This window comes from Acidobacteriota bacterium, assembly GCA_009861545.1.
Lineage (GTDB): Bacteria > Acidobacteriota > Vicinamibacteria > Vicinamibacterales > UBA8438 > WTFV01.
In genome coordinates this window covers 46,912-66,677 of sequence record VXME01000091.1, presented here as the reverse complement: position 1 = coordinate 66,677, position 19,766 = coordinate 46,912, and the positions used below count along the sequence as shown (strand labels likewise).

At 70.3% G+C, this 19,766-nt stretch carries 21 protein-coding genes; 8 read left to right on the top strand and 13 right to left on the bottom strand.

Features of this window, described 5'->3' with window-relative positions; translation table 11 throughout:
* Nucleotides 1-589: 589 nt before the first annotated feature.
* The 4 genes from F4X11_14985 to F4X11_14970 all read left to right on the top strand — a co-directional run bounded on the left by F4X11_14985 (nt 590) and on the right by F4X11_14970 (nt 5,069).
* On the top strand, nt 590-1,612 hold the full coding sequence (locus F4X11_14985; GenBank protein MYN66314.1) for a transcriptional regulator: 1,023 nt from the start codon (nt 590-592) through the stop codon (nt 1,610-1,612).
* A gap of 6 nt (nt 1,613-1,618) precedes the next feature.
* Nucleotides 1,619-3,454, top strand: coding sequence for a hypothetical protein (locus F4X11_14980; protein ID MYN66313.1), 1,836 nt, complete (start codon nt 1,619-1,621; stop codon nt 3,452-3,454).
* Between the two features lie 220 nt (nt 3,455-3,674).
* Nucleotides 3,675-4,163: a PspC domain-containing protein gene (locus F4X11_14975; GenBank protein MYN66312.1), complete on the top strand. Its 489-nt coding sequence runs from the start codon at nt 3,675-3,677 to the stop codon at nt 4,161-4,163.
* Between the two features lie 177 nt (nt 4,164-4,340).
* Nucleotides 4,341-5,069 carry an ABC transporter permease gene (locus tag F4X11_14970; GenBank protein ID MYN66311.1) on the top strand — a complete coding sequence of 243 codons (729 nt, stop codon included), beginning with the start codon at nt 4,341-4,343 and terminating at the stop codon, nt 5,067-5,069.
* A 67-nt stretch (nt 5,070-5,136) separates the two neighbouring features.
* Here F4X11_14970 and F4X11_14965 read toward each other — a convergent pair whose 3' ends face one another.
* Both F4X11_14965 and F4X11_14960 read right to left on the bottom strand, forming a co-directional pair.
* Nucleotides 5,137-5,640, bottom strand: a complete 504-nt coding sequence (locus F4X11_14965; GenBank protein ID MYN66310.1) for a type II toxin-antitoxin system VapC family toxin — start codon at nt 5,638-5,640, stop codon at nt 5,137-5,139.
* A gap of 139 nt (nt 5,641-5,779) precedes the next feature.
* The gene (locus tag F4X11_14960) at nt 5,780-7,126 is read right to left on the bottom strand and encodes a homoserine kinase (GenBank protein MYN66309.1); all 1,347 of its coding nucleotides are present in this window, start codon (nt 7,124-7,126) and stop codon (nt 5,780-5,782) included.
* 142 nt (nt 7,127-7,268) lie between these two features.
* Here F4X11_14960 and F4X11_14955 point away from each other — a divergent pair, with 142 nt between their 5' ends.
* Both F4X11_14955 and F4X11_14950 read left to right on the top strand, forming a co-directional pair.
* A complete protein-coding gene (locus F4X11_14955; protein MYN66308.1) occupies nt 7,269-7,856 on the top strand; it encodes a GNAT family N-acetyltransferase in 588 nt (195 codons plus the stop codon).
* Between the two features lie 94 nt (nt 7,857-7,950).
* Nucleotides 7,951-8,715, top strand: a complete 765-nt coding sequence (locus F4X11_14950; protein MYN66307.1) for a hypothetical protein — start codon at nt 7,951-7,953, stop codon at nt 8,713-8,715.
* 108 nt (nt 8,716-8,823) lie between these two features.
* Here F4X11_14950 and F4X11_14945 read toward each other — a convergent pair whose 3' ends face one another.
* The gene (locus tag F4X11_14945) at nt 8,824-9,279 is read right to left on the bottom strand and encodes a hypothetical protein (GenBank protein ID MYN66306.1); all 456 of its coding nucleotides are present in this window, start codon (nt 9,277-9,279) and stop codon (nt 8,824-8,826) included.
* Nucleotides 9,225-9,407 carry a hypothetical protein gene (locus F4X11_14940; protein MYN66305.1) on the bottom strand — a complete coding sequence of 61 codons (183 nt, stop codon included), beginning with the start codon at nt 9,405-9,407 and terminating at the stop codon, nt 9,225-9,227. The genes F4X11_14945 and F4X11_14940 overlap by 55 nt, the downstream gene beginning before the upstream one ends.
* 170 nt (nt 9,408-9,577) lie before the next feature.
* Here F4X11_14940 and F4X11_14935 point away from each other — a divergent pair, with 170 nt between their 5' ends.
* On the top strand, nt 9,578-10,717 hold the full coding sequence (locus F4X11_14935) for a hypothetical protein (GenBank protein MYN66304.1): 1,140 nt from the start codon (nt 9,578-9,580) through the stop codon (nt 10,715-10,717).
* Nucleotides 10,718-10,757: 40 nt separating this feature from the next.
* On the opposite strand, the gene F4X11_14930 is transcribed toward F4X11_14935, so the two are convergent.
* Nucleotides 10,758-11,183 carry a glyoxalase gene (locus tag F4X11_14930; protein ID MYN66303.1) on the bottom strand — a complete coding sequence of 142 codons (426 nt, stop codon included), beginning with the start codon at nt 11,181-11,183 and terminating at the stop codon, nt 10,758-10,760.
* Between the two features lie 279 nt (nt 11,184-11,462).
* On the opposite strand from F4X11_14930, the gene F4X11_14925 reads away from it, so the two are divergent.
* A complete protein-coding gene (locus F4X11_14925; GenBank protein MYN66302.1) occupies nt 11,463-12,458 on the top strand; it encodes a hypothetical protein in 996 nt (331 codons plus the stop codon).
* Between the two features lie 55 nt (nt 12,459-12,513).
* Here F4X11_14925 and F4X11_14920 read toward each other — a convergent pair whose 3' ends face one another.
* From F4X11_14920 to F4X11_14885, 8 genes are all read right to left on the bottom strand, one after another.
* Nucleotides 12,514-13,602 (bottom strand): hypothetical protein, encoded by a 1,089-nt coding sequence (locus F4X11_14920; protein MYN66301.1) that lies wholly within the window; start codon nt 13,600-13,602, stop codon nt 12,514-12,516.
* Between the two features lie 95 nt (nt 13,603-13,697).
* On the bottom strand, nt 13,698-14,480 hold the full coding sequence (locus tag F4X11_14915; GenBank protein MYN66300.1) for a hypothetical protein: 783 nt from the start codon (nt 14,478-14,480) through the stop codon (nt 13,698-13,700).
* Nucleotides 14,481-14,852: 372 nt separating this feature from the next.
* A complete protein-coding gene (locus F4X11_14910; GenBank protein MYN66299.1) occupies nt 14,853-15,038 on the bottom strand; it encodes a hypothetical protein in 186 nt (61 codons plus the stop codon).
* Nucleotides 15,039-15,041: 3 nt separating this feature from the next.
* Complete coding sequence (locus F4X11_14905) at nt 15,042-15,557, bottom strand: DinB family protein (protein MYN66298.1); 516 nt, start codon at nt 15,555-15,557, stop codon at nt 15,042-15,044.
* A gap of 4 nt (nt 15,558-15,561) precedes the next feature.
* Entirely contained in the window at nt 15,562-17,109 is a 1,548-nt protein-coding gene (locus F4X11_14900; protein MYN66297.1) for a BCCT family transporter, read from the bottom strand.
* A 30-nt stretch (nt 17,110-17,139) separates the two neighbouring features.
* Nucleotides 17,140-17,550, bottom strand: a complete 411-nt coding sequence (locus F4X11_14895; protein ID MYN66296.1) for a DUF59 domain-containing protein — start codon at nt 17,548-17,550, stop codon at nt 17,140-17,142.
* A gap of 436 nt (nt 17,551-17,986) precedes the next feature.
* Nucleotides 17,987-18,436, bottom strand: coding sequence for an SUF system NifU family Fe-S cluster assembly protein (locus tag F4X11_14890; protein ID MYN66295.1), 450 nt, complete (start codon nt 18,434-18,436; stop codon nt 17,987-17,989).
* The gene (locus F4X11_14885; GenBank protein ID MYN66294.1) at nt 18,433-19,758 is read right to left on the bottom strand and encodes a cysteine desulfurase; all 1,326 of its coding nucleotides are present in this window, start codon (nt 19,756-19,758) and stop codon (nt 18,433-18,435) included. The genes F4X11_14890 and F4X11_14885 overlap by 4 nt, the downstream gene beginning before the upstream one ends.
* Nucleotides 19,759-19,766 lie beyond the last annotated feature (8 nt).

The window sequence follows — 19,766 nt, the reverse complement described above, 5'->3', positions numbered from 1 at the left end:
CTGCCCCTAGCGCGACGCGGGCGGCCTTCTGGGCGCGCCGGCGCGATGTGGACAACTTCCGATACAGGGCCTCGGCCGAGAGCCTGTTCTCCCGCGATACGATCAGCCCCCCCTGCGGCCGAACCGCGCCGGCCGGATCGAGACCGGCGCGCGCCATTCGCCGCTGCCGCATGACCGCGTGGTGGCACCGCAGACAAAGCCGCGCCGGCCGCTGCCCGGACGCGCGTTCTATCGTCAGATGCGCCGGCATCCGCCCGCAGACCACGCAGAGTCGAGTGGCGCCGCGACGCGGCTTGGCGAGGGGTCTGACCGCAACCGGCCATGACCCATCATAGGTCAAATCGAGCTGTGTCGCCGTCTCGTTCCGGTGTTCCGCCATCGTCGTACCCCTTCGACCGTCCGCGCCGCCGCGTCTTGCCGCGCCGGAACGCCCCCCGTTGACAGCGCCGCCTCCCCGGATGCCGATGCAACCCGGTCCAACCCTTCACGCGAGGGCTGTCTTCCCGGATGAACCCAGCGTAGCGCGCGTGCGTGACAGGTCAGGTCACACCCCTCGGTACTTTTTTCGGCGCCGCGTTTCGCCGCCTTTATGATTGATACGGAGGCAGGGAGGGCGTGGTTGCCGCGCAACGCCGAAGTCATCCGCCAGTGGACCATCCTGCGTGAGCTCGAGGCCTCGCGCGGCGCCACCATCCGCCGGCTCGCCGAGACGACCGGGGTGACGACGCGCACGATTCGCCGGGACCTCGAAGCGCTGCAGGAGGCAGGCTTCCCGCTCTACGACGTGGCGGACGACGTGGCGAAACGGTGGAAGCTCGACACCCGCCCGTTCAGGCGCCTCGACGACACGGCATTCACCCTCGCGGAGCTGTCGGCCCTCTATTTCAGCCGCACGCTCGTCGAGTGCTTCGCCGTGCCGCCGTTCGGGCAGGATCTGCGAAGCGCATTCGCCAAGCTGGAGGCCGCGCTCGGCCCGCGCATGCGGCAGTTCCTCGATCGCCTGCCGGACGTGATCCAGGCCAAGGCCCCGCCCGCGCGACGGCTCGACGACCGGCGGCAGCGGGAGACGATCGGCCGGCTGCTCGACGCGCTGCTGCACCAGCGGCGGCTGGACATGCTGTACCACTCCCGCTCCAGCCGGCGCGAGAAGTCGTACCGCCTCGATCCCTACCGGCTGGTGTACGCCGAGGGCGGGCTCTATCTCTTCGCCTACGTGCCGCGCTACGAGCAGGTGCGCACGTTCGCGGTCGAGCGCATACGGAGCCTGACCCCGCTGAACGAGACCTTCGAGCCTGTCGAGGAACTGGCCGAGGCCGCGTTTCCGCACTCGCTCGGCATCCATCAGGGGGCTCCCGAGCGGGTCGAGCTGGAGTTCGCGCCGGATCTGGCCCCCTACGTGCAGGAACGCATCTGGCATTCCTCGCAAACGGTCGAGCCGGGGGAGGACGGATCGGTCGCGGTCACGATGGACGTCTGCAACGACGGTGCGCTCCGAAGCTGGATCCTGAGCTTCGGACCCGGCGTGCGGGTCACGGCGCCGGCCGCCCTCGCGCGGCAGATCGCGCACGACCTGGAGCAGGCTCGCGCCGGCTACCCGGATAGGGAGCCCTGACGTCGGATGCCGCGCCGAGCCGCTCTCGGTCTCATGGCGCTGGCCGGCCTGGCCGGAGCCGCCCTGGGCGGACTCGCGACGTCGCGCCACCTCGCGCCTCGGCCGGAGCCCCCGGCCCGTCAGGCGCTGTCGATCACTATTCCGCCGGGCCGCGAGCTGCTGGACGTCGCGGTCTCGCCCGACGCGCGCCGCATCGCCTACACGGCGGTCGCCGGCGGCCGCACCCGCCTCTACGCGCGCCGGCTGGATCGGTTCGGGACGGAGGCGGTGCCGGGCACGGAAGGCGCGAGGCAACCCTTCTTTTCGCCGGACGGCGCGGCCGTCGGCTACTTCGCGGACGGATGGCTGCGCACGGTGTCGCTCGACGGCTACGAACGCATGCCCGACGGAGATGAACGGGGGTTCGACGACGACGCGGGAGCGACCACCGACGTCGTGCGCGTGCCCGGCGAGCCGGCCGGCGGGGCATGGGACGCCGGCGGCCGGATCGTATTCGGCGGCCCGGGCAACGCCGGCCTGCAGCAGGTGGCGGCAGCGGGGGGCGAGCCCGTCGCACTGACCGTCGTCGACGCCGACGGCGAGGAGACCGCGCACGGTTGGCCCCACGTGATCGACGAGCGGCGGATCCTGTTCACCACCGCGCGGCGTGGGCGAGACCCCCGTCTGAGCCTGCTCGACCGCGAGACGGGCGAGACGCGCCCGTTGCTCCTCGCCGACGGCGGCGGCTGGTTCGTCGAGCCGTCGTTCGTCGTCTTCGTGCGCCGCGGCGAGATCTTCGCCGCCCCCATCGCGCTCGACGCGGATGAGGAGACACGCGGGACCCCATCCCCCCGGCCGGTGCTGCGGGGCGCCGCGGGCAACGCCGCAAGCCGCCGCGGTCTGGGCCGGTCGCGGTTTGCGGCCGCCCGCGACGGCACGCTGTTCTTCGTCCCCCCGCCGGCGACCGGGGGGGACAACCGCCTGGTGTGGGTCGATCGGAGCGGTCGCTCCGAGCCGCTCGACGGCGTTGCGGCGCGGCATCAGACGCCGCGGATCTCTCCGGACGGCCGGCGGGTGGCGTTCAGCGCGGTCACCGCTTTCCTGCGCCGCGACCTCTGGCTGCTCGACCTCGCGGGCGGCGGCCGCCGGCAGGTGACCGCGGAGGCGGGCGACAACCACTCCCCCGTCTGGTCACCCGACGGCGCGACGCTGACGTTCGCCTCGTCGCGCACCGGGCTGCAGCGGCTCTTCCGCCTCGGCGTGCGGCGCCGCGACGTCTCCGGCCCCCTGGTCGGCGGCGACCAGCGCACGCCGGGATCGTGGTCGCCGGACGGGCGCACGCTCGCCTTCCACGAGCTGCGCCCCGACCGTCTCCGCGACATCTGGACCTGGCCCGACGGCGCCGGCGAGGAGGCGATGCCGTGGCTGGCGACCGACGCCAACGAACGGGCGCCGGCGTTCTCGCCGGACGGCCGCTGGATCGCGTACGTGTCCGACGTCGCCGGCCGCGACGGCGACCAGGTGTTCATCCGTCCCGCGGACGCGCCCGCGGACGGCCCGGCCATGCGGATCACGCCGTTCGGAGGGACGGAACCGGTCTGGGACAAGTCGGGCGGCGCGCTGTTCTACCGCCGCGGACGAAGCCTCCACCGGGTCGCGATCGACGACGCCGGCCGGCCCGGCGGCGACCCGGAGCACCTCTTCGACGGCACGCATGTCCGCGATCCCCTGGGAAACCTGCCGGCCTACGACGCCGCACCCGGCGGCGAGCGGTTCCTGATGCTGGCGCCGGCAGGCCGCGCGGACGTCGTCCACCTGCTCGCCGGCTGGCGGGCGACCGTCTTCCCGCCCGAGACCGATTGAGCACGACCGCACCGGGAACCCTCGGCAGGCGTCTGCGTATCTCCATGTACCGCGGGGCGGGCGGCGACCGCCTTCAGCGCGCGCCGTTGCGACCCGCGGCCGGGAAGCGAACCGCGAGACAGGAGAGGCCGACATGATCTGCACGAGTTGCCAGCGCGAGATTCCGGACGACGCGTCCTACTGCCAGTTCTGCGGCCGGCGCCAGCGTGCACAGGCCAGCCTGTTTCCGAAGCCGTTGCGGCGTTCGCAGGTCGACCGCAAGCTCGCCGGCATCTGCGGCGGCATCGCGCGGTATCTCGACACCGATCCGGTCTTCATCCGCGTGGCCTGGGTCATCCTGTCCATCGTGCCCGGCACCATCCTGCTCGGCGTGCTCGCCTACGTCGTCGCCTGGATCATCGTGCCGGAAGCGGAGCCCGCCTCCGAGCCCATCATCGTCGGGCGCAGGCGCATGCAGCGGTCGGCCGACAACGTCACGGTGGCAGGCGTTTGCGGCGGCCTGGCCGAGTACTTCACCGTCGACGTCACGGCGGTACGCATCCTGTGGGTCCTGCTCTCCATCTTCCCCGGCTTCGTGATCTGCGGCATCTTCGCCTACGCGCTGGCCTGGTTCATCATGCCGGAGGCGACGGTGATTCCGGTGGCCGCGCCGCCCTCACCGCCGCCCGGGCCGTCGTCGGACCCGGCGCCGGCAGTCAACGCGGAATAGAGCTCCGGCCCGGGCGGGGCGCGGCGCGCCGCTCCCGCTCGGGCTCCTGTTCCCAACGGCCGGGTTCTCCCCTGGGTTCTCCCCCCGGCTGCCCGCCCCGCCCGGTCGTATCGCCCGGACGGCCACCCCGAGAGAGCCGGCCGCGAGCCACCACCCCGCGGTATGCTCCACGGCAACATGACCGGCTCCGTCGACGCGATTCCGCTCACGAACCTCAGTCTCTCCCTGCTGCCGGCGCTGGTGGTGCTCGCCATCCTCCACCGCTGGTCGGCCGGCGCCGGCGCCGCGCTGTACGGCATCGGACGCATGGTGGCGCAGCTCGCGCTGGTGGGCTACGTACTGACGTTCATCTTCGGCACGAGCCACCCGGCGGTCGTGCTCGGCACGCTGACGGTGATGCTCGCCGCGGCGGGCTGGATCTCCTTGCGGCCGGTGGCGCGCCGCCGCAGGGCGGTCTACCCGCAGGCCCTGGCCGCAATCTGCGCCAGCGGCCTGTCCACCCTCGCCCTCGTCACGCAGGGCGTCCTCGCGGCCGAGCCGTGGCACGACCCGACGGTCCTGATACCGCTGGGCGGCATGGTGTTCGCCGCCTCGATGAACGCGGTCAGCCTGTCGGCAGAGCGGCTCGACGCCGAGCTCGCCCGCGGGGCGCCGTACGTCGACGCACGCCCCATCGCCATGCGCTCCGCACTGATCCCGCAGGTCAACACGCTCTTCGCCGTCGGCCTCGTGTCGCTGCCGGGGATGATGACCGGCCAGATCCTGTCGGGCGTCTCCCCGCTGATAGCGGTGCGCTACCAGATCATGGTGATGTGCATGCTGTTCGGCGCGGCGGGCATGTCGGCGGCCTTCTTCCTGGCGCTGCAGCGGCCGCGGCGCGGCGAATCACCGTCGACGGCGCCTTGACGGCGCTCCCCGCCTGCACCTCCCGTGCGCCGGCGGTACCGACCGAGGCCTGCGGGCCGCTCGCAAACTACGGGACGCACTCGATCCCGGGCCTGAGCGCGAACGCCGTGTCGCAGGTCAGCGCCGTCTTCACCCCTCGACGCTCCATGACAGCCAAGTGAAGGCAGTCACGCGCCGAGAGTGCGTGCTGCTCGTTGGCGATCGTGTGCGCAACGGAAACGTCTTCACGGACGATCGGGAATACCGTGGTCACCAGATCGTCGAGAAGCCGAAATGCGTCTGCAATCGCGGCGCGCCGATCGACGGCAACGTAGTGGTGCACGATCTCCTGATACACCTCCGCACTCGTGACGTAGTCGCTGGCGGCGTGCGCCCCGAGGAACTCCGCGACCCGGTCCCGATTCGGGTGGTGCGCACCTACCAGGTACATCGGCACGTTGGAGTCAACGAAGATCACGGCCGCGCTCGATGTCGGAGAGCATCTCGTCGATGTCGCCGGTGGGATGATTGCAGCCCAGGGCACGCTCGAGCGCCTGCAGCTTGCTTGCCGGGCTCGGAACGGCCTGAGCATTGCGCGCCGCACGCAGCGCTCGCCGCGCCCATTCGCTCACGGTCAACCCGGCGCGACGGGCAACCTGGCGCAACGACGCCACCTCGGCTTCGGACATGACGATCTGCAGGCGTGTACTCATACTGATGAGTATACCTACTCACGCCAGGACGCAAGCGCCGGCGGTGTTGACCGGCCCGACGTAGCGGTCGCTCTCGAGACCGGCCGCCGCGAACGTCGCCTGCATCGCGTCGGCCACGGCCGCGGCCATGGCATCCGAGTCGGCGAAGGCGAGCACGCTCGGCCCCGAGCCGGAAATGGAGCAACCGAGCGCGCCGGCGTCGAGCGCGGCCCGCTTGACCTCGTCGAAGGCAGGCACGAGGGGCGCACGAACCGGCTCCACCAGCGCATCCTGGATGCTGCGGCCAAGCAGGGCCAGGTCCCCGCTGTGCAGCGCCGTGACCAGCGCCGCGACGTTGCCGAGATTGGCGACCGCCTGCCCGATGGTGAACCGCCGCTCGGCCACCAGCCGCCGCGCCTCGGCGGTGAGCACCTGCGCGTGGGGGTGGACGAGCACGACGCGGAGGGGTTCGGGCACCGGCAGCCGGATCAGGTCCAACGGGTCGGCGGCGCGGATGAGGACGATGCCGCCTAGCACGCTGGGCGCCACGTTGTCGGCGTGCGCGGTGCCGGAAGCCGCCGCCTCCCCGCGCAGGGCGCAGGCAACGAGGTCGTCGGTCGAGAGCACGCCGCCGAACAACGCATCGACCGCCACGGCGCCTCCGACACTGCTGGCGGCCGAGCTGCCGAGACCGCTGCCGAGGGGCATCCGCTTGTGCAACCACAGACGGACGCCGCGGTCAGCGGCCCGCAACAGTTCGAGCGCCGCGGCGGCGGCGATGCCGACCACGTTCTCGCGCGGGTTGGTGTTGAGCGAGTCGGCGCCGGTCACCTCGACGATCTCCACGCCCGGCTCGTCGCGGAACTCGGCCTCGACGAGGTCGCCGGGGCGTTCGAGGGCCAGACCCAGCACGTCGAAGCCGGGACCGAGGTTGGAGGCGGTGGCCGGGCCGAAGACACGAACGCGGTCGGGCATCCGGTGATTATCGATGATGGCGCAAGCAGACGGTTCGGCTGCGGCCGTATGGTACCCTGAGGTCATGAGTACCAGGGCCAGCGTGGCGATCATCATCGTCGCGGCAATCGCCTGCTCCGCGGCGCTCGCGGCGGAGAGGGAGCCGACGGCGCCTTCACCGCAGGCGGGTGGGGCGGAGGCGGTCGAACAGTTTCGGCTCCAGTTCCAGGCAACCCGCACCCGGCTCGGCCTGACCGATGCCCAGGTCGAGCGGGTCGGACCGATCCTCCAGGCCGCGTTCGAGGCCCGGCTCGAGGTGCTCCGCGAATACGGGATCGACCTGCGGAACGGTTCGGAATCCACCGGCCGACTCGGGTTCTTCCGGGCCCGCCGGCTGCGTCGCGATCTCGATGGCGTGCAGGAGCGAGCCATGGACGCACTCGACGACGTGCTGACCGACGCGCAGCTCGAGGCGTACGAGGAGCTTCAGGAGGAGAGGCGGGAAGCGATTCGGGAACGCCTCCGAGAGCGGCGCTGAACCCCGTCCGCCGAAGACCTTGCTCGGCGGCTCACCATGTGGCGCATCGTCTGCGCAAGAAATGCAGGATGCCGAATGAGCGTCACGATCCGCAGCGCCGACGTCGCCGATGCCGAGGCCATTGCGACGGTGCACACCGCCGGCCTGCAGGCTTCCTATCGACCGCTGATTCCCGATCGGATCGCGCATCTCGTCCTGGACCCTCCGGAGGTGGCGCCCCGCGTTCCCGGGTGGAGACGATGCCTCGAGCGACCCCGGGTCAGCACCACCCTCGTGGCCTGCGACGGCTCCGCGGTGGTGGGGTTCTGCACGCTGCGTTCGGCGCCCGGCGTCCGCGCGGCGGGCGCGACCGGCGAAATCTGGGCGCTCTTCGTGCACCCCTCGCATTGGCGTCGAGGCGCAGGCCGGCTGCTGTGCGAGCGGTCGCTGGCGGACGCCGGGGCCCGAGGTTTCACCGGGGTGGAGCTCTGGGAGCTGGAGTCGAACGAGACGGCGCGGCAGTTCTTCCATTCGATGGGCTTCCGTGCCGACGGCGAGACGCGGATCCTTCTGGAACGCGCCGGCTGTTCGCTCCGCGAGCTGCGATACCGGCGAACGACGCCGCCGGCGGCAGGCTCCCGCTGACGATCGTCGCGCCGCTGGCCGGCAAACGCGCGCCGACGACCGCGGTAAACTGTGGTGAAGACGCAATGAACCGGTCAGACTGAAGGAAGTCGCCATGCACGCACGCCATGCCATCGCCGGAGCACTCGCCAGCGCCGTCGCCGTCTCGGCTGCCTGTGGGGGAGCCGCCGCACCCGACGCAGACCTGCCCGCTATCGTCGCGCAGTCCATCGCGTACCACGGCGGCGACCTCTACGAGAGCTCGCGGATGACGATGACGATCACGTCGCTGTCGGGGAGCTTCGACATAGAAGCGACCCGCAACGGGGGCGAGTTCGAGTTCACCGTGACCGACCCGGCCCGCGGCGACCGGCCGGAGCGCCGCGTGCGCCTGAACAACGACGGCGTCACCGAGTGGCGCGGCGGCGAAGAGGTCGAGCTGGACGCCGAGGGCGAGCGGCGCGCCACCGCTTTCGCCAATGCGCGCGTCTTCTTCCCCCTGCTGCCCTACACCCTGAAGGGGGGCGACATCCACTTCGAGGACCTAGGCCTCGACCGCTGGAACGGCCGCGACCTGCACCGCATGAAGGTGTCGTTCACCCCCGGCACGAGCAACGACGCGGACGACGCCTACACTTTCTGGTTCGACCCGGAGACGGGCCGCATCGAGCAGTTCGGCTACGACTTCGACAACGGACTCCGCTTCCGCCGGGCGACGGCGTTCGATCGGATCGGCGGCGTGCTCTTCTCCGACCAGGACAACTACGCCGTCGACGGCGGGAAGGTGCCGGTCGACACCCTGACGCCCGACTACGTGGTCAACAGCATGCGGCTGCTGTCGCACGTGGCTATCAGCGACGTGACGGTGGAGCCGCTGTAGAACGACTCCCGCCCTGACTTCTCGCCTCGACCCTGGCCCGGAGTCCTTTTCGACTCGTGCCCGATTCGGGGCACGGCGCAGCGTTCAGGCCGCCGCAACGCGGTCGACTCAGCCCGCTTCCGACCGCACACGCTGCCCCAGCGGTGTCAGCCGGTACTTCTGATTCCTGGCGCTGGGCGCGTCGGGACGGGTCATCTCCACGCAGCCGCCCTGCAACGCGGGCAACAGGTATCGTTGCCGCAGCGACTTGCGGTCGCGGAGCCCGAGCGCGTGCAGGATTTCCCGCAGCGACATCTCGCCGTCCAGCACGGAAAGCAGACGCGCAACCTGGGGGGCCACATGGGGGGTCCGCACGGCTGCAAGAATCGTCTCCAGCATGAAGGCGACGAACGCCGTGCTTTCGCCTTCCGCCGAGCTCCGCCGGATGGCTTCGTAGTAGTCGCTCTGGCGGGCACGGACGAGGCTCTCGACGGGCACATGAGCGAACAGCGGCTTCCAGCGAGTCAGGATCAGCGTCTGCCAGAGCCGGCCCAGGCGACCGTTGCCGTCCTCGAAGGGATGGATGAACTCGAACTCGTAATGGAAGACCGAGGGCGGTGCTCAGCACCCGCGTACTTCGAGTTCGCGCGCAGCGTGTCGGCGGCGCTCCAGAGGCGCCGTTCGATGGCGTCGATGTGCTCGAGCTGCGGCATGGGTGCTGCGAGTGTACGCCAAGCCTTTCCACGGAGGGGACGCACCGCGCCGCGCACACGGAAGGCCGTTGTCCAACCAGTAGCCGCGCACTATGATGGTCGGGTCAACTTTCCCGCATGGCCCGCGTCGAGTGCGCGGGTTGCCGAGCGGCATTCGAGGAGGTCGGGACATGCAGCGACGACTGCTCGATTCATTCCGTGTCGCGATGGCGCTGGCCGCCGTCCTGGTGGTTTTCCAGCTCGCCGCCGCTCCGGTGGCGGGGCAGGAGATCGGCAGGACCGAGTGGGGACATCCGGCTCTCGATGGGATCTGGCTCGACGTCTGGGACACGCCCTTCGAACGGGCGCCCGAGCTGGGCGATCGGGAATTCGCGACCGCGGAAGAGCGCGCTGCCCGCGATGACGCGCGCCGGTTCGACCCGGGGCGCAACATCCGCGGTCCGCGCGGGAGCGCGCAGGACGTGTCCGGGGCCTACAACGCGGTCTTCAGCTCGGCGAAGCCGGCGGGTCCGCGCACGTCGCTCGTCGTCGATCCCCCGAACGGGCGCATCCCGGCCCTGACCCCGGAGGCGCAGCGGCAGGAGGACGTCAAGCGCGACTGGCGGACGATGCTGATGCGGAACACGCCGACCTGCGAGCAGCAGGCGCCGGGCTGCGAGGGCGGGGAATACGGGCCGGTGTCGCCGCGCCGGTTCGACATCCCGCCCTTCTACAACACGCTGCGGATGAACCGCCACGACGGGCCCGAAGACCAGAGCCTCGGCGACCGGTGCATGCTGGGCGCCACGCCCGACTTCAACGGGCACCGGCGCATCACCCAGGGCGAGGGCGCCCTGGCGATCGCCTACGACGTCGGGCAGGGCCAGGGCTTCCAGCGCGTCGTCAATCTGGGCGGCGACCATCCGCCGAGCCGGGTCCGTCTTCGCCACGGCGACTCGCGGGGGCGCTGGGAGGGCGACACGCTGGTCATCGAGACCACCAACTTCTCCCCGAAGTTCCCGTATCGCGCCTCGTCCGAGAACCGGAGGCTCGTCGAGCGGTACACCGTGGTCGACGCCGACACGCTCGTCTACGAGGCGACCATCGAGGATCCGACCGTCTGGACGGCGCCGTGGACGGTCCGGCAGGAGCTGCGGCGCCAGAGCGACCTGCAGAACCGGATCTACTACGAGCCGCGGTGCCACGAGGGGAACTACGGATTGCCGGCGATGTTCATCGGCCACCGGATGATGGAGCAGGCGTTCGCCGAAGGGCGCGGCCCGGATCCGTTCTCGTTGGACACCACCACCGGCGGGGGCGGCGCCCGCTAGGAGTCTGCGCCGCAGAGGCGTCAGTCCCGGATCCCGACCGCTACGGCGTGTGGACGATCTCGTACTTGATGCCCTCGAGGTCCTTGAAGAAGAGCGCATAGTAGCCCGGCGGCACGTACTCCGGGTACTCCCGCGGCGGGCTCACGATCTCGGCTCCGATCGTCGACACCTCGCGGTGCAGCCGATCGACCTCGGCGCGGGACTTCGCCCTGAATGCAAGGTGATGCAGCGCGCCGGGCCTGCGGCGATTGACCGCATCGGTCCGAAAAGCGCTCCTCGGCGAATTGATGGCGAACCCCAACCGCGGGTGCAGGTACTCGACGACGTGCAGCTCGTGATCGTCCAGCACGGCGCTGTTCCGGTTCTTGAGATCGAAGCCCAGGAGCGGAAGCAGCTTGTCGTAGAACGGCGCAGCGACGCGCATGTCGCGCACGGTAATCTCGATATGGTCGATGATCGGTTCCATTCCGCAGTTTCCTCTTGCGCGACCTGACGTACGTATTGGCCATACGGTACACGGCGTGTCTCGTTCCGACGACGACTCGATTGGCGTCGAACACGGCGGCGACACCGCAGGCTCTCCCGGGCTCGATCCGGTCCTTCGCCTTCGACCGCAGGCCGGCGGCGGAATGACCCGCAACGATGGGGGCTTCCGCCTGATGTAAGCTGTTTCGGATCCTGCGGGGCAACCCGTCGGCAATATCCCGCGCTCCTCATCGACACGCACGAGAAGACGAGACCGACCATGCCGAGAAAGACCTTCGCCGCCCTCTGCACCGTGCTGCTCCTCCTCGCCCTGGCCGCGCCGGCCGTGCTGGCCCAGACGGGCGACCGGACGATGCCGTTGCGCACGCCCGACGGCCAGCCGGACGTCTCGGGCATCTTCACCTTCCGCACGCTGACGCCGCTGGAGCGACCGCAGCAGTTCGAGGGCGTGGAGACGCTCGGCGCGGAGGAGGCGGCGCAGTTCGAAGCGTCGGAGCGCATCCGCCGCAACCGTGACCTCTTCGACCCGGAGAAGGGCGCACTCTTCTACCGGCCGCGGTCCGAGGGCGGCGTGCTGTCGTACAACGAGTTCTGGTACGAGCGGGGCATCGAGCTGACCTCCGACAAGCGGACCTCGCTGATCGTCGATCCGCCGAACGGACGGCGGCCGCCCCGCACGGAGGAGGCCATCGCGCGCGGTCGCGAGCGGGCGGCGTACCGGCGCGAGCACATGTACGACTCCTACGAGAACCGGAGCATGTTCGACCGCTGCATCATGGGCTTCAACGCGGGCCCGCCGATGACGTCGGGCACCTACAACAACAACGTGATGATCTTCCAGGCGCCCGGCTACGTGGCGATCCTGAACGAGATGGTGCACAACGCCCGGATCATCCCGATCGACGACACCGCCAAGCCGCCGTTCCCGCAGCGCAGCGGCGTCTCCCGCGCCCACTGGGAGGGCGAGACCCTCGTCATCGAGACCGCCCAGTTCGCCGGCGGGAGCAGCAGCCTGTCATCGACGAACATGCACCTGATCGAGCGCTTGACGCGGATCGATCCCGACACCGTGGCCTACGAGTACACGGTGAACGACCTGACGGTCTACACCGCGCCCTACACGGTGATGATGCCGTTCCGGCGCACCGACGGGCCGCTCTTCGAGTACGCCTGCCACGAGGGGAACTACGGGCTGCACGGCATCCTCGCCGGCGCCCGCAGGCTGGAGCGGTTGGGCCGGGAGCTTCGTCCGTAACGCCGTTGCCGCGGTGATCGCGAGCAGCACCGTGCTGGCGTTCGCGCTGCCGTAATCATCTCGAGGCGGCCGGATCAAGACGGTCCCGCTCGGCCCGAAGCGGGAAGCAGTGCCGGCCCGCCTCGTGTCTCGAGAACGGCCGCCCCCTGCGCAACTCGCGCTCGTCGGTGGTGGTAGCCAGCTCGAAGACCGCGCACAGCTCGTACGCGGTTCCCTCCCCTGTCTCGTAGCCGTACGGGTCGCGCGTTACCGGGTCCGTGATGGCTACCTGGACGTCGGAGCCGCGCTGCAGCTCGTCGAGCGTCGCGGGCAGCCGCTCGTGCGTCGCCTCGTAGCGATCTACGGCCCGAGCGATCACCCGCAGGTCCTGGGCGCGGCGCGCGTCCAGCCGCTCGCGACGCTGGCCGGCCGGCGAGCCCAGTGCGACCAACCCGGAGACTACCGCGACGGCCACCGTCGCGGCGCCGATCGCGGGAAGGGGGTCGCGACGGCGTGGAACGCGTGTGTCGCGGGGATCGCGCTCCGCCTCGCGCAGGTCGCGGAGGTAGTAGCTGAACGCCCCGCCCGCTATCGCGGTCACGGTCAGCGCCTTCAGCACGAATCGCGCCGTCAGCTCGCCGCCCAGGAAGCTGTAGAGGAGGACGGTGACCGCGCCCACCAGCACGCAGGAGGCGACGAACAGCGTCACGTAGGTGAGCTGCAGCCGGATCCGCGACGTGCGGGCGCTCGGCTGCGCCTCGACGCCGCGCCGGACGATCCGGGTGACGCAGGCGAACACCGGACTCGCCACGACGAGCGCCGACACCGACAACCGGAGCGCCGCGCGGATTACCTCCGACGGCACGCCGGCGGGATCGGGTAGAGCCAGATCGACCAGTGCGAACAGCACCACCCCCAGGTTGAAGGCGCTGACGAACAACGCCATGAACATCACGACATACAGGAAGGCCTCGCGCGGCCGGGTCGAGACGACGGGTCGCGGAACCGGGATCGGAGACTCGACGTCGGCGAATCCGACCAGCGCCCGCCGGACCTGATCCGCGGGCCAGCCCGCACGAACGAGAATGTCCTCGATCTCGTCGCGCGAAAGTCCCCGCCCCAAACCTTCCTTGACGAAGCCAACCAGATCCGGGCTGAGCATCACCGCATCCCTCCTTTCGCAATCGTTGCGCGCGCCTCCCGTCCCGAGACTGTGGCCGCGCGTCTGTCCCCCCGGAGCCAGCCACTGACGAAGTCGGCTCAGATGCCGAGGACGAACCCCACCGCGACCCGCACCATGCCCAGATGCCGGTCCGCGTCGTTCCTCATGAAAACGCGCTCCGTCCCGTCGAGCGATGGAAGGCTGAGGCGCCGGTAGGCCGCCGCGACGCGGAGCGCGAGTCGATCGGTGAGATGAAAGTCCACCCCGCCGCCAGCGGCCAGGGCCAATCCGGACGAGAAGGAATCGAAGCAACGCGAGTACGCGCCGCCGTTGTCGGCTTCCCCGGCCGTTCCGGCGAATGACGCGCGGCCGGCGAGGACCTGGACGAACCGTGTGCTGCGCCGGGCGCGCGACAGGCGGTACTGCACGCCTCCCATGAAGGTGTGGAACCCCGCGTGGATGTCGGAACACGCCGACGCGGGTCCGGCTCCGCCCGGCGTCTGCAGGCGGCCGCTCGCCCTCCACCCCCTTCCCAGTTCGCCGACGACGGCCAGAGCACTGCCGAGATGCAGGCCCGCGGACAGGAATGTCGCCGCTTCCGGCTGGGCGGTCGGCCGCTGCCAGAACGACGTAGCGCCAAGGGCGAGATGGAGGCCCCCTCCATCGAAGTAGGTCGCTTGCGGTTCCTGGTCACGCTGTGCGCCCGACTCCATGCGCCCGCCGGGCGGTTCGACCGGGACGCGGGCGAGACGCAGCGATCCCGCGGCCGGCGACGCCGGTCCGTCGGCCGGCAACGACTGCGCGACGGCGGCGGATCCGTCCAGGAACCCCGCCACCGAAATCAGAATGACCCCACCTCGAACGATGCCGCCGATCTGCATCCTACTCCTCCCTTCGGCAGTGGAGAGCCACGCCCGCGGACGATCCGTGACGCTCCCGTTGATGAGGAGTTCCTGCACACGGAATGCCATCGCTCCGGGAGGCCGAACCCGGCGCCGTCCACGGTTGTGATTGCAGGGGTTTACGGAGAGGACGCGGACGGCGTCGTGACCAGGCGCGTCAAGCGGCGCGCGTTGAGGTCACAGTAGCCAGTGCATGCTGTGCACATGGGATGAACACGGGATGTCCCAGCCCGCCAGCGAGTGCGGCGTGCCACGTTTCCGCGAGGCTTCTCAGGAGCGGGTGAGGCCGGCCAGGTCCTCGGGCCGTAGCCGGTAGCGGATGGCGTTGCCTTCGTGGAGGCCGCGGATTTCTTACCCGACGTAGTCGACGCCCCCCTGCCAGTCGGCCTCTGGAATACCGGCCTCCACGGCCATGGCCCTGACGTCGTCCGGCCGAAACGTCTTCCACTCCAGCACGCAGCGCCGAACGGCGGCGCGGACGAAGTCGCGGTACGCCAGCGCCGCCTTGTCCGGCGACTCCAGGTCGGCGCGCAACACCCGTTAGTCCTCGGCCGACGCCTCGAGGTCCGGCAGCAACTGTCCGAGGTGGTGCCGCAGGTGGATCAGGTACCCCTCCACGATCTCGTCCAGCGTCATGACGCCTTCGGTTCCGAGGCGGCAGCGTCTGTTCAGGGCGGCTTCCGGGATGCGCTCGATGACCCTGGCGAGGTGCAGGTTGTAGGCGCGCCACAGAGTCAGCTGCTCGCGCCAGTCGGCGCCGGCGTAGTCCTGCCGCTCGACCCAACGGTCCTGCTCGTAGCTGGGGAAGTCGAGCTCGTCGACGAGCTGCGCCCGAACGAAGCGGTGGTGGTTGTTGGCCGCCGAATCGATCAGGTGGCCGAGGATCTCGGTTTTCGACCACTTCCCCGGCGCCGGTCTGCCCGTGACCTCCGCGCCCGCCAGCCGCTCGAGGCGGGGCGTCACCGACTCCACGATTCCTCTCAGCGCGTCCGACGCGTTCACTTCGCCTTCCCTTCTCTCATCAGTGTAGTAGGGACAAGGGCGACGAAGGCGCAGGCTCCTACGCCGCGGCGGCGCGCAGGCCCTTCCAGATGCTGTAGCACATCCCGAGCAGCACCAGCGCGAACGGAAAGCCGGTGAGGAGGGAGGCGGTCTGCAGGGCCACCAGTCCGCCGCTGACCAGCAGGGTGATGGCGACGAGCCCTTCGAACGTGCACCAGAAGACGCGCTGGGCGACCGGCGCGTTGAGCTTGCCGCCGGCGGTGATGGTGTCGATCACGAGCGAGCCGGAATCGGAGGAGGTGACGAAGAAGACGATGACCAGGACGATGCCGATGGTCGACGTGACGCCGGTGAGCGGCAGCAGCTCCAGCATCCTGAACAGCGCCATCTCCGGCTGCCCGGCCTGCACCGCATCGACCGCCGCGGTGTGGCCCCCGTCGAGGTAGTGCGACAGCGCGGTCGCCCCGAAGGCGTGCATCCAGAGCGCGGAGAGCGACACCGGAACGACCAGCATGCAGCCGACCAGCTGGCGCACGGTCCGGCCGCGCGAGACCCGGGCGATGAACATGCCGACGAAGGGCGACCACGAGAGCCACCACGCCCAGAAGAAGGTGGTCCATCCGTGCAGAAAGTCGAAGTCGTCCCGTCCCACCCAGTTGCTGAGCGGTCCGATCGCCGCGAGATAGTAGCCGATGCTGGCGACGAACCCGGCGAACAGGTCGAGGGTCGGCCCTACCGCCAGCACGAACGCGAGCAGCAGCAGGGCCAGGAACAGGTTGACTTGGCTCAGGCGCTTGACGCCCTTGTCCAGCCCGGCGACCACTGACGCCAGCGCGACGGACGTGATGCCGGCGATGACCAGCACCCTGGTCGTGTCGGTGTCCGGCACGCCGAACAGATGGGCCAGCCCAGCCGCTGTCTGCTCGGCGCCCAGCCCGAGCGAGGTGGCCAGCCCGAAGAGCGCGGCAAACACGGCGAGCACGTCGATGACGTGGCCGAACCGGCCCCAGACCCTCTCGCCCAGGACCGGATAGAAGGCCGACCGCAGGGTCAGCGGCAACCCCAGGTTGTAGGCCGCGAAGGCGAGCGCGAGCGCCACGACCGCGAACATCGCCCACGGGTGCACGCCCCAGTGATAGATGGCCGAGGCAATGGCGAGCCGGTGCGCGGCGGCGGTGTCCGCGGCGTCGACCCCGAGCGGCGGATTCCGGAAATGGTCGACCGGCTCCGCCACGCCGAAGAACATCAGGCCGATGCCGATCCCGGCCGCGAACAGCATGGCGACCCAGGACCAGGCGGAGTAGTCGGGCCTGGCGTCCGGACCGCCCAGCCGCACGCGGCCGACCGGCGTCGCCAGCAGGAGCAGGCAGAACAGGACGAAGAGGTTCCCCGCGCCCATGAACACCCAGTCGAACGTCGAGGTGAGCCAGGCGTACAGCGCGTCGAAGACGCCCGCGGCGGCGTCCCGGAAGGTCAGCACCGCGGTGACGAACGCGATGATGGTGAGGCTGGAGACGACGAAGACCGGGTTGTGGACGTCGAGGCCGAGGAACCGGATGTTGTCCCGGCCGATCCGGTAGTCGGACCGCGCGGCGATGGTGGTCATTGGAGGGATCGGCTCGACCGCGCCGACGGCTCAGTCGAAGATCCCGAGCTGCAGCTTCGCCGCGTCGGACATCCGGTCCTTGTCCCACGGCGGCTCCCAGACCAGGTCGACGCGGGCGTCGCTGACGCCGTCGACTCCCTGGACCTTTCCCTGCACCTCGGCCGGCAGGGTTACCGCCGCCGGGCAGCCGGGCGCGGTCAAGGTCATCTGGATGACGGCCAGGCCCTCCTTGTCGACGGCGATGTCGTAGATCAGACCGAGCTCGTAGATGTTGACCGGGATCTCGGGGTCGAACACCGTCGAGAGCTGCTCGACGATCTGCGGCTTGAGCTCCAGCGTCCTGACCGGGTCGGGCTCGATCGGCGGCGCGGGCTCCTTTGGCGAAGCGGCCGACGGCCCGGTCTGCGCGGCGGGGGCCGTCAGCGCGCTGGTATCGAACATGGACGACGCGGGCGGCCCGTCCGGCGCCGGCAACGGTGGCCTCGGCGCCTGCGGCGGCGGTGCGGAGCCGTCCACGTGCGGTGGAATGACAGGCGGTGCCGCGCCCGTTGCGCCTCCTTCGGCCGTGGCGGCAGTGGGCGGCGCGGCAGCCGTGGAGGCTCCGGCCGCGCCGGCAGTCGCCTGCCCGATACCGGTTTCCGAGACTCCTCCGGCAGCCGCGGACCGGTCACCATCCCCGCCGGCGCCGAGCGGCGGCGGCACGTCGTCGATTTTCAGTATCCCCATGCGTGTCTTTCGGAAACACGATACCACGCGCCGTCCGGGATTCGTCGCGATTCCCCGCACGACAGGGCGCTGTTCCTGGCGGGACGGATGTGGCGTGCTTACCGTCGCTACTTCAAAGGCCTGACCGTCGTCGAGCCGTGACAGGCTCCGCCTACTCCGTCGACACGACCTCGTGGCGATCGTCGACCGCCGCCCGCAGGGTATGCCAGGCGAGGCTGGCGCACTTGACGCGGGTCGGGTAGTCGCGCACCCCGCCGAGCACCGCCAGCTTGCCCAGCAGCGCGTCGTCGACCACCGCGTCGTCGTCGGTCACCAGGGCGAGGAACTGGTCGAAGAGCCGGTGCGCCTCGTCGAGCGTCTTGCCCTTGACGGCGTCGGTCATCAGCGACGCCGACGCCTTCGAGATGGCGCAGCCGGAGCCGGAGAACCTGACGTCGCTGATGGTCTCTCCGTCGAGATTGACGTAAACGGCCAGCTTGTCGCCGCACAGCGGGTTGTGGCCGTCGGCGTGCCGGTCGGCGCCGTCGAGCTCTCCGAAGTTGTGCGGATGGCGGTTGTGGTCGAGGATGACCTCCTGGTAGAGGTCGCGCAAGTCGTTCATACGGGGAACATCTCCCGCACGCGCTCGAGCGCGCGCACCAGCGCGTCGATCTCTTCGCGCGTGTTGTACATGGCCACCGAGGCGCGGGCCGTGGCCGGCACCCCGAAACGGTCCATGATCGGCTGCGTGCAGTGGTGCCCGGTGCGCAGGGCGACCCCCTCGGTATCGACGATGGTGCCGACGTCGTGCGGGTGCGCGCCCTTCATGACGAAAGCGAGAATGCTCGCCTTGTGCGCGGCGGTGCCGATGAGCCGCAGCCCCTTGACCTCGGAGAGCGCCGCCGTGCCGTAGTCCAGCAGGTCCGCCTCGTGCGGAGCGATGGCATCGAAGCCGACCCCCTGCAGGTAGTCGACGGCCGCGCCGAGGCCGACCACCCCGGCGATGTGCGGCGTGCCCGCCTCGAACTTGTGGGGCAGATCGGCGTAGGTCGTCTTCTCGAACGTGACCGAGCGAATCATGTCGCCGCCGCCCTGGTACGGCGGCATCCGCTCCAGCCATTCCTCGCGCCCCCACAGGACGCCGATGCCGGTCGGGCCGTACAGCTTGTGGCCGGTGAAGGCGTAGAAGTCGCAGTCGAGCGCCTGCACGTCCACCGGCATGTGGTAGACCGCCTGCGAGCCGTCGATGAGCACCGGCACGTCGCGGCGCTTCGCCATGTCGACGATCTCGCGCACCGGGTTGATGGTGCCGAGCGAGTTCGACAGGTGCACCACCGAGACCAGCTTCGTGCGCGGTCCGAGGAGCCGCTCGAACTCGTCGAGCTGCAGCGTGCCGCTGTCGTCGATGGGCGCCACCCGGAGCTGCGCCCCGACCTGCTCGCACAGGAGCTGCCACGGCACGATGTTCGAGTGGTGCTCCATGTGGGTGATGACGATCTCGTCGCCGGGGCCCACGTGCCGCCGGCCGAAGCTGTGCGCCACCAGGTTGATGCTCTCGGTGGAGTTGCGCGTGAAGATGATCTCCCGCGACGCGCGGGCGTTGAGGAATCGCTGCACCTTGACGCGCGCGGCGTCGTAGGCGGCGGTCGCCTCCCCGCTCAGCATGTAGACGCCCCGGTGGATGTTGGCGTTGGTGTTGTCGTAGTAGTGGGCCAGCGCGTCGAGCACCGGCCGCGGCTTCTGGGTCGTGGCGGCGTTGTCGAGGTAGACGAGGCGGTGGTCGCGGACCATCCGCTCGAGGATGGGGAAATCACGCCGGATGCGCTCGACGTCGAGCCCCGGCGGCGCCGTCGCGGCGGCGACTTGCGGGGCGCTCACCGCAGACACCCCCGCGAACAGGTCCGGCCGTGCCCCGCCGCAACTCGAGCGCAGCGGAATCCGCAATGCTCGTG

What these genes read in the sequence shown, in the direction of transcription:
- F4X11_14985 (MYN66314.1), top strand. Translation starts at nt 590, where the DNA reads ATGATTGATACGGAGGCAGGGAGGGCGTGGTTGCCGCGCAACGCCGAA.
- F4X11_14980 (MYN66313.1), top strand. Translation starts at nt 1,619, where the DNA reads ATGCCGCGCCGAGCCGCTCTCGGTCTCATGGCGCTGGCCGGCCTGGCC.
- F4X11_14970 (MYN66311.1), top strand. Translation starts at nt 4,341, where the DNA reads ATGACCGGCTCCGTCGACGCGATTCCGCTCACGAACCTCAGTCTCTCC.
- F4X11_14965 (MYN66310.1), bottom strand. Translation starts at nt 5,640, where the DNA reads ATGCTCAGGCCGTTCCGAGCCCGGCAAGCAAGCTGCAGGCGCTCGAGC.
- F4X11_14960 (MYN66309.1), bottom strand. Translation starts at nt 7,126, where the DNA reads ATGGCTCGCTCCTGCACGCCATCGAGATCGCGACGCAGCCGGCGGGCC.
- F4X11_14955 (MYN66308.1), top strand. Translation starts at nt 7,269, where the DNA reads ATGTGGCGCATCGTCTGCGCAAGAAATGCAGGATGCCGAATGAGCGTC.
- F4X11_14950 (MYN66307.1), top strand. Translation starts at nt 7,951, where the DNA reads ATGCACGCACGCCATGCCATCGCCGGAGCACTCGCCAGCGCCGTCGCC.
- F4X11_14940 (MYN66305.1), bottom strand. Translation starts at nt 9,407, where the DNA reads ATGCCGCAGCTCGAGCACATCGACGCCATCGAACGGCGCCTCTGGAGC.
- F4X11_14935 (MYN66304.1), top strand. Translation starts at nt 9,578, where the DNA reads ATGCAGCGACGACTGCTCGATTCATTCCGTGTCGCGATGGCGCTGGCC.
- F4X11_14930 (MYN66303.1), bottom strand. Translation starts at nt 11,183, where the DNA reads ATGGAACCGATCATCGACCATATCGAGATTACCGTGCGCGACATGCGC.
- F4X11_14925 (MYN66302.1), top strand. Translation starts at nt 11,463, where the DNA reads ATGCCGAGAAAGACCTTCGCCGCCCTCTGCACCGTGCTGCTCCTCCTC.
- F4X11_14915 (MYN66300.1), bottom strand. Translation starts at nt 14,480, where the DNA reads ATGCAGATCGGCGGCATCGTTCGAGGTGGGGTCATTCTGATTTCGGTG.
- F4X11_14900 (MYN66297.1), bottom strand. Translation starts at nt 17,109, where the DNA reads ATGACCACCATCGCCGCGCGGTCCGACTACCGGATCGGCCGGGACAAC.
- F4X11_14895 (MYN66296.1), bottom strand. Translation starts at nt 17,550, where the DNA reads ATGTTCGATACCAGCGCGCTGACGGCCCCCGCCGCGCAGACCGGGCCG.
- F4X11_14890 (MYN66295.1), bottom strand. Translation starts at nt 18,436, where the DNA reads ATGAACGACTTGCGCGACCTCTACCAGGAGGTCATCCTCGACCACAAC.